General features: G+C 74.2%; 13 protein-coding genes. 5 read left to right on the forward strand and 8 right to left on the reverse strand.

From position 1 onward, the window contains the following. Positions 1 to 132 precede the first annotated feature (132 nt). The 5 genes from ACZ462_RS05935 to ACZ462_RS05955 form a co-directional block, all read right to left on the reverse strand. On the reverse strand, positions 133 to 1,176 hold the full coding sequence (locus ACZ462_RS05935) for an ABC transporter substrate-binding protein (protein WP_467808784.1): 1,044 nt from the start codon (positions 1,174 to 1,176) through the stop codon (positions 133 to 135). Positions 1,177 to 1,510: 334 nt separating this feature from the next. After that, positions 1,511 to 2,671, reverse strand: a complete 1,161-nt coding sequence (locus ACZ462_RS05940) for an acyl-CoA dehydrogenase family protein (protein WP_114057651.1) — start codon at positions 2,669 to 2,671, stop codon at positions 1,511 to 1,513. Between the two features lie 7 nt (positions 2,672 to 2,678). After that, the gene (locus tag ACZ462_RS05945; protein WP_467809216.1) at positions 2,679 to 3,605 is read right to left on the reverse strand and encodes a hydroxymethylglutaryl-CoA lyase; all 927 of its coding nucleotides are present in this window, start codon (positions 3,603 to 3,605) and stop codon (positions 2,679 to 2,681) included. 11 nt (positions 3,606 to 3,616) lie between these two features. Beyond that, positions 3,617 to 5,638, reverse strand: coding sequence for an acetyl/propionyl/methylcrotonyl-CoA carboxylase subunit alpha (locus ACZ462_RS05950; protein ID WP_467809190.1), 2,022 nt, complete (start codon positions 5,636 to 5,638; stop codon positions 3,617 to 3,619). Positions 5,639 to 5,668: 30 nt separating this feature from the next. Continuing rightward, entirely contained in the window at positions 5,669 to 7,285 is a 1,617-nt protein-coding gene (locus ACZ462_RS05955; RefSeq protein WP_467809191.1) for a carboxyl transferase domain-containing protein, read from the reverse strand. Positions 7,286 to 7,385: 100 nt separating this feature from the next. Between ACZ462_RS05955 and ACZ462_RS05960 the strand changes: the two genes are divergently transcribed. Next, complete coding sequence (locus ACZ462_RS05960; RefSeq protein ID WP_467809192.1) at positions 7,386 to 7,964, forward strand: SACE_7040 family transcriptional regulator; 579 nt, start codon at positions 7,386 to 7,388, stop codon at positions 7,962 to 7,964. A gap of 56 nt (positions 7,965 to 8,020) precedes the next feature. Continuing rightward, on the forward strand, positions 8,021 to 8,851 hold the full coding sequence (locus ACZ462_RS05965; protein WP_467809193.1) for a phosphatase: 831 nt from the start codon (positions 8,021 to 8,023) through the stop codon (positions 8,849 to 8,851). Positions 8,852 to 8,933: 82 nt separating this feature from the next. Here the strand turns inward: ACZ462_RS05965 and ACZ462_RS05970 are convergent, their stop codons facing one another. Beyond that, a complete protein-coding gene (locus ACZ462_RS05970; RefSeq protein WP_467809194.1) occupies positions 8,934 to 9,812 on the reverse strand; it encodes an acyl-CoA thioesterase in 879 nt (292 codons plus the stop codon). Between the two features lie 6 nt (positions 9,813 to 9,818). Continuing rightward, positions 9,819 to 10,976: an acyl-CoA dehydrogenase family protein gene (locus ACZ462_RS05975; protein WP_467809195.1), complete on the reverse strand. Its 1,158-nt coding sequence runs from the start codon at positions 10,974 to 10,976 to the stop codon at positions 9,819 to 9,821. A gap of 296 nt (positions 10,977 to 11,272) precedes the next feature. Here ACZ462_RS05975 and ACZ462_RS05980 point away from each other — a divergent pair, with 296 nt between their 5' ends. After that, the gene (locus tag ACZ462_RS05980) at positions 11,273 to 12,415 is read left to right on the forward strand and encodes a serine hydrolase domain-containing protein (RefSeq protein WP_467809196.1); all 1,143 of its coding nucleotides are present in this window, start codon (positions 11,273 to 11,275) and stop codon (positions 12,413 to 12,415) included. On the opposite strand, the gene ACZ462_RS05985 is transcribed toward ACZ462_RS05980, so the two are convergent. Beyond that, a complete protein-coding gene (locus ACZ462_RS05985; RefSeq protein ID WP_467809197.1) occupies positions 12,405 to 13,937 on the reverse strand; it encodes a PucR family transcriptional regulator in 1,533 nt (510 codons plus the stop codon). The two genes, ACZ462_RS05980 and ACZ462_RS05985, sit on opposite strands and share 11 nt — an antisense overlap. A 113-nt stretch (positions 13,938 to 14,050) precedes the next feature. Between ACZ462_RS05985 and speB the strand changes: the two genes are divergently transcribed. Together speB and ACZ462_RS05995 are read left to right on the forward strand one after the other, a co-directional pair. Beyond that, the gene (gene speB, locus ACZ462_RS05990) at positions 14,051 to 15,019 is read left to right on the forward strand and encodes an agmatinase (RefSeq protein WP_467809198.1); all 969 of its coding nucleotides are present in this window, start codon (positions 14,051 to 14,053) and stop codon (positions 15,017 to 15,019) included. A 49-nt stretch (positions 15,020 to 15,068) separates the two neighbouring features. Next, on the forward strand, positions 15,069 to 16,754 hold the full coding sequence (locus tag ACZ462_RS05995; RefSeq protein WP_467809199.1) for a thiamine pyrophosphate-binding protein: 1,686 nt from the start codon (positions 15,069 to 15,071) through the stop codon (positions 16,752 to 16,754). The last annotated feature ends 48 nt before the right edge of the window (positions 16,755 to 16,802 follow it).

Genomic DNA, 16,802 nt, shown 5'->3' on the forward strand with positions numbered 1-16,802 from the left:
ACGGAGGAGGGGGAGGGCGGCCCCCGGGGAAGGGTGCCCCTCCTCCCCCCCCTCCCCCCCCCCCCCCCCCCCCCCCCCCCCCCGGGCCCGGGTCCCCGTTCGTGCGGGCCGGCCGCGGGGCCGGCCGGAGCCTTAGCCGACCTTCTTGGCGTTCTGGATGGCCTTGGCGAGGTCCTCGAGGACCTGGGCGCACTTCTCGTAGGAGTAGATCGGCTCGGTCACGCGCGGGGCGACCTGGCCGGCCTTGACGGCGGGCAGCTCGTTCCAGGTCGGCTTGGCCTTCAGGGCGTCGGGCTGGAGGGTGCCCGTGCGGTTGTCGAGGAGGACGAGGTCGGCCTTGTACTTGCCGGCGTTCTCCCAGCTGAGGCTCTCGAAGAAGCCGCCCTGGTCGAGCTTGTCCTGCTCGGGGCTGACGAACTCGACGCCGAGGGTCTCGAAGTACTTCAGGTCGGCGGAGGTCTTCGGGGTGGAGACGTAGAACAGCGCGTCGGAGCCGGAGCCGACGAGCACCTTGATGCCCGGGTTGGCCTTGGTGGCCTCGCGGACCTTGCCGGCGGCGGCCTCGAAGCGGGCCTTGGCGTCGGTGACCTTCTTGCTGTTCAGGTCGGCGCCCAGGGCCTTCGCCAGGTCGGCGGTGCGGGCCAGGGACTTGTCCATGGAGGCGTCGCCGCCCACGCCGATCGCGGCGGCCGGGGCCAGGGCCAGGATCTTGTCCTTGGAGGCCTCCGGCACGTACCAGTAGGTGCCGTCCCAGGTGTTGGTGACGAGCAGCTCGGGGGCCAGGGAGGCGTACTTCTCGACGTTGAACTCGTCGTAGACGTTGCCGAGGATCTCGACCTTGGAGATGTCCATCGAGCCGGCGGTCGCGTCGGGCTTGCCGTCGGCGGTCTTGGTCGGGCCGAAGACGCCCTTGACCGAGACGCCGTAGTCGTACAGCGCGGCCGCGGTGCCGGTGTAGGCCACGACGTTCTTCGGGGCGGCCTTCAGGCTGACGTCCTTGCCCAGGTCGTCCTTGAAGGTCCAGGCGCCCGACGCCGCGGCGCCCCTGTCCGCGTCGCCGCCGCTCTTCGCCTTGTCGGTGCCGCCGCACGCGGTCAGCGCCGCGACGAGGCCGAGGGCACCGCCGGCGGCGACGAGGCCGCGGCGGGTGAGGTAGGAGGTACGGGACTTGGGCATGTCGGTGTCTGCTTTCATACGTTCCGGGCGGCCGAAACGGGCCGTTCGGTGGGGAAGGTAAGCCTAACCTAAAGGGGTCTTCGGCGGGGATGCAAGGCCGGGTGTCCGCCCGAGCGCCAATCGTGATCTCCGGGAGACCTTCCGCGATCCGCCCTTTCGGTGAAATGCCCTGCGGGCATGGCGAACTGCCGCCCCGTCGGCTCCGCATGGGAAAAGCCGTTCCCCTGCGGACCCGGCAATTCGGCAGAAACCGAACGGCCGTGACGCGAAAGGCCGGGGGCCGGCGCGGGATCGTTCCCCCGCGCCGGCCCCCGGCCTCCGGTGTGTCCGCGCGTCAGCCGGCGAAGCCCAGCTCGCGCGCGATGAGCATCCGCTGCACCTCGCTCGTGCCCTCCCCGATCTCCAGGATCTTGGAGTCGCGCCACATGCGGGCCACCGGGTACTCGTTCATGAACCCGTAGCCGCCGTGGATCTGCGTGGCGTCCCGCGCGTTGTCGACGGCGACCGTCGAGGAGTACAGCTTCGCGATGGCCGCCTCCTTCTTGAACGGCTCCCCGTTCACCAGCCGGGACGCGGCGTCGCGCCAGCCCACCCGGGCCATGTGGGCGCGCATCTCCATGTCGGCCAGCTTGAACTGGATGGCCTGGTTGTCCCCGATGGGCCGGCCGAAGGCCTGCCGCTCCTTCGCGTACTTCACCGACTCGTCCACACAGCCCTGCGCCAGGCCCGTGGCCAGCGCCGAGATCGCGATGCGGCCCTCGTCGAGGATGCGCAGGAACTGGGCGTAGCCGCGGCCCTCCTCGCCGACCAGGTTCTCCAGCGGGACCCGCACCCCGTCGAAGGACAGCTCGCGGGTGTCGGAGGCGTTCCAGCCGACCTTGGAGTACGGGGCGGCCACCGTGAAGCCGGGGGTGCCGGACGGCACGATGATGGAGGAGATCTCCGGGCGGCCGTCGTCCTTGCGGCCGGTGACGGCCGTGACGGTGACCAGGCCGGTGATGTCCGTGCCCGAGTTGGTGATGAAGCACTTGGAGCCGTTGATCACCCACTCGCCGCCGTCCTTGACGGCCGTGGTGCGGGTGCCGCCGGCGTCCGAGCCGGCCCCCGGCTCGGTCAGGCCGAACGCGCCCAGCACCTCGCCCGAGCACAGCTTGGGCAGCCACTGCCGCTTCTGCTCCTCGGAGCCGAACAGGTACAGCGGCATCGCGCCCAGGGAGACGCCCGCCTCCAGGGTGATGGCGACGGAGGAGTCGACGCGGGCCAGCTCCTCCAGGGCGATGCCGAGGGCGAGGTAGTCGCCGCCCATGCCGCCGTACTCCTCGGGGAAGGGCAGGCCGAACAGGCCCATGCGGCCCATCTCGCGCACGATCTCGTACGGGAACTCGTGCCGCTCGTAGAAGTCGCCGATCTTCGGCGCGACGACGTCGTGCGCGAACGCCTCCACCGTGCGGCGGAGCTCCTCGTGCTCGGGGGTCAGGCGGTGGTCGAGGGACATGTGGTCTTTACTCCTTGTGGGAGAGGGCGCGGACGGTGCGGGAGGGGCTGGGGCGCCCCAGCCGCTCGGCCATCCACACGCTCGTGGCGGTGAGGGCGGCCAGGTCGACCCCGGTCTCGATGCCGAGGCCGTCGAGCATCCACACCAGGTCCTCGGTGGCCAGGTTTCCGGTGGCGCTCTTCGCGTACGGGCAGCCGCCGAGGCCGCCCGCGGAGGCGTCCACGGTGGCCACCCCGTGCTCCAGCGCGGCGAGGGTGTTGGCGAGGGCCTGGCCGTAGGTGTCGTGGAAGTGCACGCCGATCCGGTCGGTCGCCACGCCCGCCCCGTTGAGGGCGGTGAGCAGGGACCGCACGTGGCCGGGGGTGGCGGTGCCGATGGTGTCGCCGAGGCTCAGCTCGTCGCAGCCGAGGTCCAGCAGCGCCTTCGCCGTGCCGACGACCTGCGCGACGGGTACGGGCCCCTCCCACGGGTCGCCGAAGCACATGGACAGGTAGCCGCGGACGTGCGCGCCGCCCTCCTTGGCCCGGGCCACGACGGGCTCGAACATGGCGAGGGACTCGGCGACGGTCCGGTTGAGGTTCCGCTGGGCGAACGTCTCGGTCGCCGAGCCGAAGACGGCGATCCGGTCGGCGCCGAGGGCGAGCGCCCGGTCCAGGCCGCGTTCGTTCGGCACGAGCACGGGCAGGTGCACGCCCGCCCCGGCGAGGTCGGCGAGCTGCGGGTAGAGCTGCTCGGCGTCGGCGAGCTGCGGCACCCACTTGGGGTGGACGAAGCTCGTCGCCTCGACGGTGCGCAGCCCGGCGGCGGCCAGGCGGCGGATGAACTCGGCCTTCACCCCGGTGGGGACGGCCGTCTTCTCGTTCTGCAGCCCGTCGCGGGCGCCGACCTCGTGGATCCGCACCCGGGCGGGCAGGCCGGGGGCCGGGACGGCCATGGGGAGCCCGTTCACGCGCCCTCCTCCTCGTCCTCGTCGGGGGTGACGACGGCCAGGACCTGGTCCATGGCGACGGTCGTCCCGGGGGAGACGTCCAGCTCGGCGACCGTGCCGGCGTGCGGCGCGGAGATGACGTGCTCCATCTTCATCGCCTCGACGACGAGCAGGCTCTGCCCGGCGGCGACCTTGTCGCCGACCGCGACCTTGACGACGGTGACGGTGCCCGGCATCGGGGCGGCCAGCGTGTCGGCCCCGGCGTGGCCGCGGCCGCCGAGCGCGGCCGCGACGGGGTCGTGGTGCTGGACGTGCCAGCTGTCGCCGTCGCGGCCGAGCCAGACGCCCTCCGGGGAGGCGGCGTGCCCGAACGTGTGGGTGGCGCGGTCGAGTTCGACGGTGAGCCGGTCGGCGGTGCGGGAGACGATCCGGCCGCGAACCGGGCCGCCCCCGCCGCCGGGGTGCTCGATCTCCAGCTCCGCGCCCAGGCGGCGGGTGCGGACGGCGACCGGGTCCTGGCCGGGCAGGCGGAAGTGGTGGACCGTCCAGGCCGGGGTGCCGCCGAGGCGCCAGCCGTCGGCCGCCGAGAAGGGGTCCGCCCAGCCCTGGCCGGCCGCCGTGTCCGGGGCGGGCTCGCGGGCCAGCAGGGCGGCGGCCGCGTACACCTCGGCCGGGACCCCGTCCGGCAGGAGGCCCGGCAGGTCGCGCTCGACCAGCCCGGTGTCCATGTTCCCGGACACCACGTCCGGGTGGGCCAGCAGCCGGCGCAGGAAGCCGGCGTTCGTCTGCACGCCCAGGATCACCGTGTCCGCGAGCGCCCCGCGCAGGACGCGCAGCGCCGCCGCCCGGTCGGGCCCGTACGCGATCACCTTCGACAGCATCGGGTCGTACGTGGAGCCCACGTCCACCCCGGCCGCCAGCCCGGAGTCGGTCCGCACGGTCCGCCCCGACGGCTCCGACAGCGCCAGGACCGTGCCGCCGGACGGCAGGAAGCCGCGCGCCGGGTCCTCCGCGCAGATACGGGCCTCGATCGCGTGCCCGGTCAGCTGCACGTCGTCCTGGGTGAGGCCGAGTTCGCCGCCCGCGGCCACCCGCAGCTGGAGCTCGACCAGGTCCAGGCCGGTGACCAGCTCGGTCACCGGGTGCTCGACCTGGAGGCGGGTGTTCATCTCCATGAAGTAGTAGGAGGAGGGGTCGCCGCCGGGGACGATGAACTCGACGGTGCCCGCGCCGACGTATCCGCACGCGCGGGCGGCCTCGACGGCCGCGGCGCCCATCGCGGCGCGGATCTGCGGGGTCAGCAGGACGGACGGGGCCTCCTCGATGACCTTCTGGTGGCGCCGCTGGAGCGAGCACTCGCGCTCGCCGAGGTGGACGACGTTGCCGTGGGCGTCGGCCATCACCTGGATCTCGATGTGGCGGGGCCGGTCCACCCAGCGCTCCACGAGCAGGGTGTCGTCGCCGAAGGAGGAGCGGGCCTCGCGGCGGGCCGCCGCGATCTCCTCCGCCAGCACCGCCCCGTCGCGCACCAGCCGCATGCCCTTGCCGCCGCCGCCCGCGGACGGCTTGAGCAGGACCGGCATGCCGATCTTCTCGGCGGCCTCGGCGAGCTCGGCGTCGGACAGGCCGCTGCCCGAGGAGCCGGGGACCACGGGCACGCCCGCCGCCCGGACGGTCTCCTTGGCCCGGATCTTGTCGCCCATCAGGGAGATCGCGGAGGCGGGCGGGCCGATGAAGACCAGCCCGGCCTCCGTGCAGGCCTGCGCGAACGCGGCGTTCTCCGCGAGGAAGCCGTAGCCGGGGTGGACGGCCTCGGCGCCGGTCCGCCGGGCCGCCTCCAGCAGCCGCTCAACGGACAGGTAGCTCTCGGCGGCGGCGGCGGGCCCGATCCGGACGGCCGTGTCGGCCTCCCGCACGTGCCGGGCATCCGCGTCGGCGTCGCTGAAGACGGCCACCGACCGGATGCCGAGCTCGCGCAGGGTGCGGATGACCCGGACCGCGATCTCGCCCCGGTTGGCCACAAGGACAGTGCTGAACATCTTGGGGGTCCTCACGTCACAGGTCGCAGGTCACATACGGAAGATGCCGAAGCCGGGCTCGCCCAGCGGCGCGTTCGCACAGGCGGTCAGGGCGAGCCCCAGCACCTGGCGGGTCTCCAGGGGGTCGATGACCCCGTCGTCCCACAGCCGCGCGGTGGCGTAGTAGGCGTTGCCCTGCTCCTCGTACTGGGCGCGGACCGGGGACTTGAACGCCTCCTCGTCCTCCGCGGACCACTCCTGGCCGGCGCCCTCGATCTGGTCGCGCTTGACCGTGGCGAGGACGGACGCCGCCTGCTCGCCGCCCATCACGGAGATCTTGGCGTTGGGCCACATCCACAGGAAGCGGGGCGAGTACGCCCGCCCGCACATCGAGTAGTTGCCCGCGCCGTACGAGCCGCCGACGACCACCGTCAGCTTCGGCACGCGGGTGCAGGCGACGGCGGTGACCATCTTGGCGCCGTGCTTGGCGATGCCGCCGGCCTCGTAGTCGCGGCCCACCATGAAGCCGGAGATGTTCTGCAGGAACAGCAGGGGGATGCCGCGCTGGTCGCACAGCTCGATGAAGTGGGCGCCCTTCTGGGCGGATTCGGCGAAGAGGATGCCGTTGTTGGCGACGATGCCGACGGGGTGGCCGTGGATGCGGGCGAAGCCGGTGACCAGCGTCGTGCCGAACTCGGCCTTGAACTCCTGGAAGCGGGAGCCGTCCGCGATGCGGGCGATGATCTCGCGGGCGTCGTAGGGGGTGCGGGAGTCGACGGGGACCGCGCCGTACAGGCCGTACGGGTCGACCTTCGGCTCCTCGGCCTGCTCCACCCCCCACGGCAGGGGGCCCCGCTCGGGCAGGGTCGCCACGATGTTGCGGACGATCCGCAGCGCGTGCGCGTCGTCCTCCGCGAGGTGGTCGGTGACGCCGGAGACGCGGCTGTGGACCTCGCCGCCGCCGAGCTCCTCCGCGGTGACGACCTCGCCGGTGGCGGCCTTCACCAGTGGCGGGCCGCCCAGGAAGATCGTGCCCTGGTTGCGGACGATGACGGCCTCGTCGCTCATCGCCGGGACGTACGCGCCGCCCGCGGTGCAGGAGCCGAGGACGGCGGCGATCTGCGGGATGCCCGCGCCCGACATGCGGGCCTGGTTGTAGAAGATGCGGCCGAAGTGCTCCCGGTCGGGGAAGACCTCGTCCTGCATCGGCAGGAAGGCGCCGCCCGAGTCGACCAGGTACAGGCAGGGGAGGCGGTTCTCCAGCGCCACCTCCTGGGCCCGCAGGTGCTTCTTGACCGTCATCGGGTAGTACGTGCCGCCCTTGACGGTGGCGTCGTTCGCGACGATGACGCACTCGCGGCCGCTGACCCGCCCGATGCCCGCGATGACCCCGGCGGCCGGCGCGGCGCCCCCGTACATGCCCTCGGCGGCCAGCGGGGCCAGCTCCAGGAACGGCGAACCGGGGTCCAGGAGCGCGTCCACCCGGTCGCGGGGCAGCAGCTTCCCGCGCGCCGTGTGGCGGGCCCGGGCCTTCTCGCCGCCGCCGAGGCGGACCGCCGCGAGGCGGGCGCGCAGCCCCTCGGACAGTTCGCGGTGGGCCGCCTCGTTGGTGCGCCAGGCCTCGGACGCCGGGTCCGCGGCGCTGGTCAGCACGGGTGCCTGCTGCATCGGTCGAGCTCCCTTGCTCGGGTCCACGCGGTTAATGAGCGTTAACGTCTGTGGCGCCTAGGTTAACGACCGCTAACGGCCCTGTCTAGAATGGTTGCCCATGAGCACTTCAGCGGCCGCACCCACCCGTCGCGAGCAGATCCTCAGCGAGGCCGCCCGCCTCTTCGCCGAGCGCGGCTTCCACGGCGTCGGCGTCGACGAGATAGGCGCGGCGGTGGGCATCAGCGGCCCCGGGCTCTACCGGCACTTCGCCGGGAAGGACGCCATGCTGGCCGAGCTGCTCGTCGGCATCAGCGAGCGGCTGCTCACCGGCGGCCGGCGCCGCGTCGAGGAGGCCGCCGGAGACCCGGCCGCCGTCCTGGCCTCGCTGATCGACGGCCACATAGACTTCGCCCTCGACGACCGCGCCCTCATCACCCTCCACGACCGGGAGCTGGACCGGCTGCGCGACGCCGACCGCAAGCTCGTACGGCAGCTCCAGCGCCGGTACGTCGAGCTGTGGGTGGCCGTCGTGCGCGAGCTGCACCCCGGCGTCGGCGAGGCCGAGGTCCGCGTCGCCGTCCACGCCGTCTTCGGCCTGCTGAACTCCACGCCCCACCTGGGGACGCCCGGCCGCGAGGCCACGGAGTCGCTGCTGCGGCGGCTCGCGCACGGCGCGTTCGGGGCGCTGAGCGCGTGACGCGCCCGGCCCGCCGCCTGCGATGGAAGCCCCGCCTCCGGCGGAGCGGCGGCACAATGGGCCGCATGCCGAAGCCGACTGAGCCGACCGTGCCGATACCGACGTCCGTCCCGACCCGCGCCGAACTGGTGGAACACCTGGTCCGCACGAGGATCGCCGGAGAGGTCGCCACCCCCCGCGAGAACAACCTGGCCCACTACCGGGCCCTCGCCAACGGCGACCGGCACTACTGGCTCGGCCTCGACCTCGGGGACCGCTGGAGCGACGAGCAGGACGTCCTCGCGGTGATGGCTGAGCGCTGCGGCGTCGTCGACGACGCCGAGCACCGGCAGGGCCAGGACACCATCGACCCCGAGCTGACCGCGGCCGCCCTCGACCGGATGGCGGCCCGGCTGCGCAAGGCGGCCCTGGACCGGCAGAGCGTCCTCTTCGCCACCGGGCACCCCGGCGGCCTGCTGGACGTGCACCGCGCCACGGCCGCGGCGCTGCGGGCGGCGGGCTGCGAGATCGTCGCCATCCCCTCCGGGCTCGTCGCCGACGAGGCCTCGGTGTGGCAGTTCGCCGACGTCGCGGTCCTGGAGCGGGGCGCCACCCTGTGGCACACCCACTCCCCGGAGCCCATGGCCGCGATCCTGGACGGGCTCGCCGCCGCCGGCCGCCCCCTGCCGGACCTGGTCGTCGCCGACCACGGCTGGGCGGGCTGCGCCGCGCAGCGCGGACTGGACGCGGTGGGGTACGCCGACTGCAACGACCCGGCGCTCTTCCTCGGCGAGGCCGAGGGCACCGTCCAGGTGGTGGTCCCGCTGGACGACCACGTCCGCGACCCGCGCTACTACGACCCCCTGGTCGCCTACCTGCTGGACGCGGCCGGCCTCGCCGGGGACTGACGGAGGACCGGGCGCGGGCGGACGGACCGGGCGCGGTCGCACCGCGCCCGGGCGTCCGGGCCGCCGCGCCCGGTCCCCGGCGTCAGGTGCGCGGGACGCGGACCACGCCCTCCTGGATGACGGTCACGGCCAGGCGGCCGTCCCGGGTCCAGATGCGGGCCTGCCCCAGCCCGCGGCCTCCGTGCGAGGTCGGCGAGTCCTGGTCGTACAGCAGCCACTCGTCGGCGCGGAACGGCCGGTGGAACCACATCGCGTGGTCCAGGGAGGCGCCGACCACGTCGCCGACGGCCCAGCCGCCCCGGCCGTGCGCGAGCAGCACCGAGTCGAGCAGGGTCATGTCCGAGACGTACGTGGCCAGGCAGGTGTGCAGCAGCGGGTCGTCCCCGTCGAGCTTGCCGGCGGTGCGGAACCACACCTGCGAGCGCGGCTCGACGGGCTCGCCGATGGTGCCCCACGGCGGGGTCGTCGCGTACCGCAGGTCCACCGCGGCCCGCGACTCCAGGAGCCGCTCCACCGTGCCGGCGTCCCGGAAGAGGTGCCGGTGGGCGGGCAGGTCCTCGGCGGCCGTGGGCAGCGTCTCCGGGTCCGGGGCGTCCGGCATGGCGACCTGGTGGTCGAGGCCCTCCTCGTACGTCTGGAAGGACGCGGAGAGGTGGAAGATCGGCTGGCCGTGCTGGACGGCGACGACCCGCCGGGTGGTGAAGGAGCGCCCGTCGCGGATCCGGTCCACGGAGTAGACGATCGGCGCGCCCGCGTCCCCCGTGCGCAGGAAGTACGAGTGCAGGGAGTGCGCGGTGCGGTCTCCGGGCACGGTCCGGCCGGCCGCGACCAGCGCCTGGGCCGCGACCTGCCCGCCGAACACCCGCGGCACCAGGGAGGTGCGGCTCTGGCCGCGGAAGATGTTCTCCTCGATCTGCTCCAGGTCGAGCAGATCGAGGAGATCGGTCAGTGCCTTGCTCAAGGGGTCTTACAGCCCCATCGCCTTGGCGATGATCGTCTTCATGATCTCGCTGGTACCGCCGTAGATGCGGTTGACGCGGTTGTCGGCGTACAGGCGGGCGATCGGGTACTCGTTCATGTAGCCGTAGCCGCCGTGCAGCTGGAGGCAGCGGTCGATGACGCGGTGGGCGACCTCGGTGCAGAACAGCTTCGCGGAGGCGGCCTCGGCCGGGGTCAGCTCGCCGGCGTCCAGGGCCTCCAGGGCGCGGTCGGCGACGGCCTGGGCGGCGTCCACCTCGGCCTGGCAGGCGGCCAGCTCGAACTTGGTGTTCTGGAAGTGGGCGACCGGCTTGCCGAAGACGGTGCGCTCGGTGACGTACTGCTGGGCGAACCGGACGGCCGCCGCGGCCTGGGCGTACGCGCCGAAGGCGATGCCCCAGCGCTCGGAGGCCAGGTTGTGGCCGAGGTAGTAGAAGCCCTTGCCCTCCTCGCCGAGCAGGTCCTCGACCGGCACCTTGACGTCGACGAAGGCCAGCTCGGCGGTGTCGGAGGTCTTCAGGCCCAGCTTGTCGAGCTTGCGGCCGATGGAGTAGCCCTCGGACTTGGTGTCCACGGCGAACAGGGAGATGCCGAAGCGGCGGTCCTGCTCGGTGGGGGCGGAGGTGCGGGCGCAGACGATGACGCGGTCGGCGTGCACACCGCCGGTGATGAAGGTCTTGGCGCCGTTGAGGACGTAGTGCGTGCCGTCCTCGGAGAGCTTCGCGGTGGTCTTCATGCCCGCGACGTCGGAGCCGGTGCCCGGCTCGGTCATCGCCAGCGCCCACATCTCCTCGCCGGAGACGAACTTCGGGAGGTAGCGCTTCTTCTGCTCGTCGGTGGCGAGCATCTTGATGTAGGGCAGGGCGAGCAGGACGTGCACGCCGGAGCCGCCGAAGTTGACGCCCGCGCGGGAGGTCTCCTCGTACAGGACGGCCTCGAACTTGTGGGTGTCCAGGCCGGCGCCGCCGAACTCCTCGGGGACGTTGATGCCGAAGACGCCCAGCTCGCCGAGCTTGTAGTAGAAGTCGCGGGGCGCCTGGCCGGCGGCGAACCACTCGTCGTAGACCGGTACGACCTCGGCCTCGATGAAGGCGCGGAGGGTCTCCCGGAAGGCCTCATGGTCCTCGTTGAACACCGTACGGCGCACGGCCGGCTCCCTTCGTCGCGGCAGTCCGCCGCCTGTGTCTAAGCGCTTGCTCATAGCAAAGTTACCGGCGAGTTGGCGACTCTGTCCAGAGCTCTGCAGACGGTATGACAAGCGCCACCCCCGCTGGTGGCGGCCCCGACGGCGACCTCGGGGACAACCCTGCCAACTCCCCGGACGGCGCACGGCGTTACCCGCAGGGGGCGGCTCCTGCCCGCGCAGGATCCGGCGGGCGGCCGGTGATCGCCAGGATGGGAGCCGTCCCGCACCGCCCACACGCCGACCGACCGGGAGTCCGCATGAACCGCCGTACCCGCACCGCCCTCGCCGCCGCCCTGCTCCTCGGCCTCACCGCCGGCCCCCTCGCCGCCACCGCCGCCCACGCCGCCGCACCCGCCCCGGCCGCCGCGAATGCCGTCACACAGGGCCCCGACACCGCGGCGCTGCGCGCGGCGCTCGCCGGGCTGCCCGACCGGGACGCGACGGCCGCCCTCGTCCGCGTCGGCGGGAACGGCAGCTGGACGGGCACGGCCGGGGTCCGCGACCTGCGCACCGGCGCCCCCGCCCTGGAGCACGCCCGCTTCCGGGCCGGCTCCACCACCAAGGTCGTCACCGCGGCGCTCGTCCTCCAGCTGGCCGCCGAGGGCCGGATCGACCTGGACGCCTCCGTCCAGCAGCTGATGCCCGGGCTGCTGCCCGCGACGTTCGCCAAGCCGGTCACCGTCCGCCACCTGCTCAACTTCACCAGCGGCATCCAGGGCGGCGACGGCTTCGGCAACACCGTCGCCGAGGAGTACCCGCACCGCTTCGAGACGATCACCCCACAGCAGTCCGTGGCCTCCGGCACCGCCAAGGGCCCGGCGTTCGACCCGGGCACGCGGCAGCAGTACAACAACATCAACTACACGATCCTCGGCATGCTGGTGGAGAAGGCCACCGGCGACTCCTACGCCCACCAGGCCGAGGTCCGGATCTTCCGCCCCCTCGGCATGACCGGCACGTCCTTCCCGCGCGGCACCGACCCCCGCATCCACGGCGCCCACCACCGCGGCTACCAGCTGATCGACGGCAAGACCGTCGACGTCACCGAGTGGAACATGTCCGACCGCTTCGCCGCGGGCGACATGATCTCCACCACCCGCGACCTGGAGCGGTTCGTCACGGCCCTGTTCGGCGGCCGCGTCGTCCCCGCCCCGCAGCTGGAGGAGATGTTCACCGTTCCGGACATCCCCGGCGCCACGCGCAGCGCGAGCCTGGAGCGGTTCACCGTCAACGGCAAGGAGGTGTGGGGCAAGACCGGCGCCCGGCCCGGCTACCACACCGTGATCGCCGCGACCCGCGACCTGTCCCGCACCCTCGTCTATTCCGTCAACAGCACCGACGCCAAGGGCGACGGGCTCGCGGTCGTCCAGCGCTTCGCCCTACCCGCCTTCAACCGCTGACGGCGGGTCCGGGAGGCGGCGCCTTCCCCTCCGCCGGCCGCCCGTCCGCCGAGGCCTGCGCCGCCGCCGTTCGCAGGGCGAACCACAGCTCCATGCGGACGTCCGCGTCGTCGAGGTCCCGGTCCAGCAGGGCCGCGGCGCGGGCGATCCGCTGGCGGACGGTGTTGCGGTGGACCCCCAGCGCCGCCGCCGTGCGGTCCCAGCTGCCGTGGTGGGCCAGCCAGGTCCGCAGCGTCCCCCGCAGCACCGGCGGGAGCGGCCCGAGCAGGGCCTCGGCGTGGGCGCGGGCCTCGGCCTCGCCGACCAGGCCCGCCAGGCCCGGCTCGGTGTGCCGGGCCAGGGCCGTGCGGGCCGCCTCGGCGCGGGCCAGGGCGCGGTGCGCCTGCGCGTCGGCCACGGGCAGGGCGTCCGGCGCGGCCGGGGCGCTGACCCCCAGCCGCCAGCCGGGCTGCGGGGCCGGGTCCCGGTCGGTGAGGAGGCGTACGGCCGGCCCGTCCGGATCGGCCAGTACGGTGCCCAGCGCGGCCGCGAGGACCCGCGGGTCCGGGCCGCCGCGGGCGTGGACGGCGTACCACGGGCCCGGACCGCCCAGCGCCGCGGCGGGGGAGCCGCCCAGCAGCAGCCGGGTCAGCGCCGCGGCCTGCTCCCCGGCCGGCCGCTCGGCGGTGAGCAGCGTCAGCAGGACCGCCGCGACCGAGGCGATCGTGTGGTCCCCCGGGGTCCGGAGCGGGGCGGCGGTGCCCAGGGCGGCCTGCCGGTCCGCGTGCCGGCCCAGGGCGTGGGCCGCCAGGTGCCAGCCGCCGGCCTGGTCCGTGGCGGTGGCCGGGCCGCCGGGCCGCCCCACCCGGGCCAGCAGCGCGTCCAAGGCCGCCCCGGCCCCCGACGCGGTCGGCGGGGGGCCGCCCGCGGTGCGGCCGTCCGGCCACAGCACGACGTACCCGCCGAGGCCGGACGCGAGCCGCGACAGCACCGCCGGGACGGGGTCGGGGCGGGCCGCCGCGGCCGCGAGGGCCTGCTGGGCCTCGGTCACCCGGCGCAGCTCCCGCGTCCGGGCCTCGGCCATCAGCCGCCACACGGCCCGGGCGACCGCGGTGAACGGGGTCCGCGGCGGCACCTCCAGCAGCGGCAGCCCGTGCCGGGCGCACGCCTCGGCCAGCGCCGGCGGGACCTCCGCGTGCAGCGGCGCCACGCCGAAGCCGAGCGCGGCGGCCCCCGCCGCGACGAGCCGGGCCGCGTACCGGTCGTACCCGCCGGCCGCGGCGAGGCCCTCGGCGGCCTCGGAGGGCGCCCCCGCCGCGTCCGCGGCCCCGGCCGTCAGGAGCAGCTCCCCGCCCAGCAGGTACGGCGCCGGATCGGCCATCTCCGAGGCGTGCACCCCGTGCACCGCCGCCTCCGCGGGCCCCGCCAGGTGCCGCAGCCCCAGCTCCCGGTCGGCGAGCAGCGCACCGAGAGGGACGGGCGGCACCGGCGACGCAGGGTCCCCGGCGGGAGCCGGAACATCCGGTGTGCGGGATTCGTCCATGGATACTCCGGACATACGAGCGGGGCTGTATGGAGGAAACGTACACTTCGCGCCCTCCCGGCCGCGCCGTACGCTCGAAGGACCGCACAGTAGGACCTCACGAAGGGCACCCCATGAGCACCGAGCAGACGCCGCGCGGACCGGTCGACTCCTCCCGCATCCCGCGCTACGCGGGCCCCGCGACGTTCGCGCGCCTGCCCCGCCTGGACGAGGTCGGCTCCGCGGACGTCGCCGTCGTCGGCGTGCCCTTCGACTCCGGTGTCTCCTACCGCCCCGGCGCCCGCTTCGGCGGCAACGCCATCCGCGAGGCCTCCCGCCTGCTGCGCCCGTACAACCCCGCGCAGGACGCCTCCCCGTTCGCGCTCGCGCAGGTCGCCGACGCCGGCGACATCGCCGTGAACCCCTTCAACATCAACGAGGCCGTCGACACGGTCGAGGCCGCGGCCGACGAGCTGCTGAACGCGGGCTCCCGCCTGATGACCCTCGGCGGCGACCACACCATCGCCCTGCCGCTGCTGCGCTCCGTCGCGAAGAAGCACGGCCCGGTCGCCCTGCTGCACTTCGACGCCCACCTGGACACCTGGGACACCTACTTCGGCGCCGAGTACACCCACGGCACCCCGTTCCGCCGCGCCGTCGAGGAGGGCATCCTCGACACCGAGGCGCTGTCCCACGTCGGCACCCGCGGCCCGCTGTACGGCAAGCAGGACCTCGACGACGACGCCAAGATGGGCTTCGGCATCGTCACCTCCGCCGACGTCTACCGCCGCGGCGCCGACGAGGTCGCCGACCAGCTGCGCCAGCGCATCGGCGACCGCCCGCTGTACATCTCCATCGACATCGACGTCCTCGACCCGGCCCACGCCCCCGGCACCGGCACCCCCGAGGCGGGCGGCATGACCTCCCGGGAACTGCTGGAGATCATCCGCGGCCTGTCCTCCTGCAACCTGGTCTCCGCGGACGTCGTCGAGGTCGCCCCGGCGTACGATCACGCCGAGATCACCTCGGTCGCGGCCTCGCACACCGCGTACGAGCTGACCACCATCATGAGCCGCCAGATCGCGGCCGCGAAGGGCAAGTAGCCGCCACGGCCCCGCCCTTCGGCACGTCGGCACGGAAGGCCCGCACAGCGTGACGCACGACCACGACCTGGTACTCCGCCCCACCGACGCCCAGCGCGCGGCGGCCCTCGCCCCGCCGCCGGGCCGCACGGGCGGGGACCTCGTCGTGGAGACGCTGCGCGGGCTCGGCGCGACGACCGTGTTCGGGCTGCCGGGGCAGCACGCCCTCGGCCTGTTCGACGCGGTCGGCCGCTCCGACCTGCGGCTCGTCACGCTGCGGGTGGAGAACAACGCCGGCTTCGCGGCCGACGCGTACGGCCGGCTGACCGGCGAGGCCGTGCCGCTGCTGCTGTCGACGGGCCCGGGCGCGCTCACCGCGCTGCCCGCCCTGGCGGAGGCGGCCGCCGCCTCCTCGCCCGTCCTCGCCATCTCCTCCCAGGTGCCGGCCGCGGGCCTCGGCGGCGGGCGCCGCGGCCACCTGCACGAGCTGCGCGACCAGGCCGCCTCCTTCCGGGACGTCGTCAAGTCCGTCCACACCGCCCGCACCCCCTCGCAGATCCCCTCCGCCGTCGCCGCGGCCTGGGAGTCGGCGCTGACCGCGCCGCACGGGCCGGTCTGGGTGGAGATCCCCGAGGACGTCCTGCGGGCGGAAACGTTCATCCCGCAGGTCACCGGCATGGACGCCACCCCGCGCGAACTCGCCCCGCGCCCCGAGCTGACCGCGCTCGCCGCGCACTGGCTGGAGCACGCCGAACGCCCGGCGATCCTCGCGGGCGGCGGCGTCATCCGCTCGGACGCCGCCGGAAAGCTGAGACAGCTCGCGGAGCGCCTCGACGCGCCCGTCGCCACCACCTTCGGCGGCAAGGGCGCCTTCCCCTGGCACCACCCGCTGTCCCTCCAGTCCTGGCTGGAGGACCGCCACACGACCGACTTCCTCGAAGACGCGGACGTCCTGCTCGTCGTCGGCTCCGGGCTGGGTGAACTGTCGTCGAACTACCACACGTTCCGGCCGCGCGGCCGCGTCATCCAGATCGAGGCCGACCCGGGCAAGCTGGAGTCCAACCACACCGCGCTGGGCATCCACGCCGACGCCCGCCTCGCCGTCCAGGCCCTCCTGGAGACCGTCGCCGAACGCCGCGACCCCGCCGCAGCCGAGCGGGTCCGCACCGTCCTGTCGGCCGTCGCGGCCCGCCTCGCCGGCCAGGGCCTCGACCTGGAGCAGGGCCTCCTGGCGTCGATCCGCGCGGCCCTGCCCGCCCGCTCCCCGTCGTTCTGGGACATGACGATCCTGGCGTACTGGGCGTGGTCGGCCTTCGACCCGCGGCACCCCAACACCATGCACTCGGCGCAGGGCGCTGGCGGCCTCGGCTACGCCTTCCCCGCCGCCCTCGGCGCCTGCCTGGCCGAGCCCGGCACCCCCGTCCTCGCCGTCTCCGGCGACGGCGGCGCGATGTACTCCCTCGCCGAGCTGGCCACCGCCCGCCAGCACGACCTGGACGTCACCTGGCTGATCGTCGACGACGGCGGTTACGGCATCCTCCGCGAGTACATGACGGACGCATTCGACGGCCGCACCACCGGCACCGAACTGACCCGCCCGGACTTCGCGGCCCTGGCCGAATCCTTCGGAGTCCCCGCCGCCACGACCACCCCGGAAACCCTCCGCGCCGACCTCGCGAAGGCCCTCGCCACCCGCGGCCCGTCGGTGGTGGTACTTCCGGCCAAACTCCGCATGTTCGCCCCGACCCACGTGTAACCGCGTACCGCGCTCGCTAGGTTGGCCGCGATCACGAGCACGGAACAC

This window comes from Streptomyces sp. NPDC031121 (assembly GCF_055570615.1).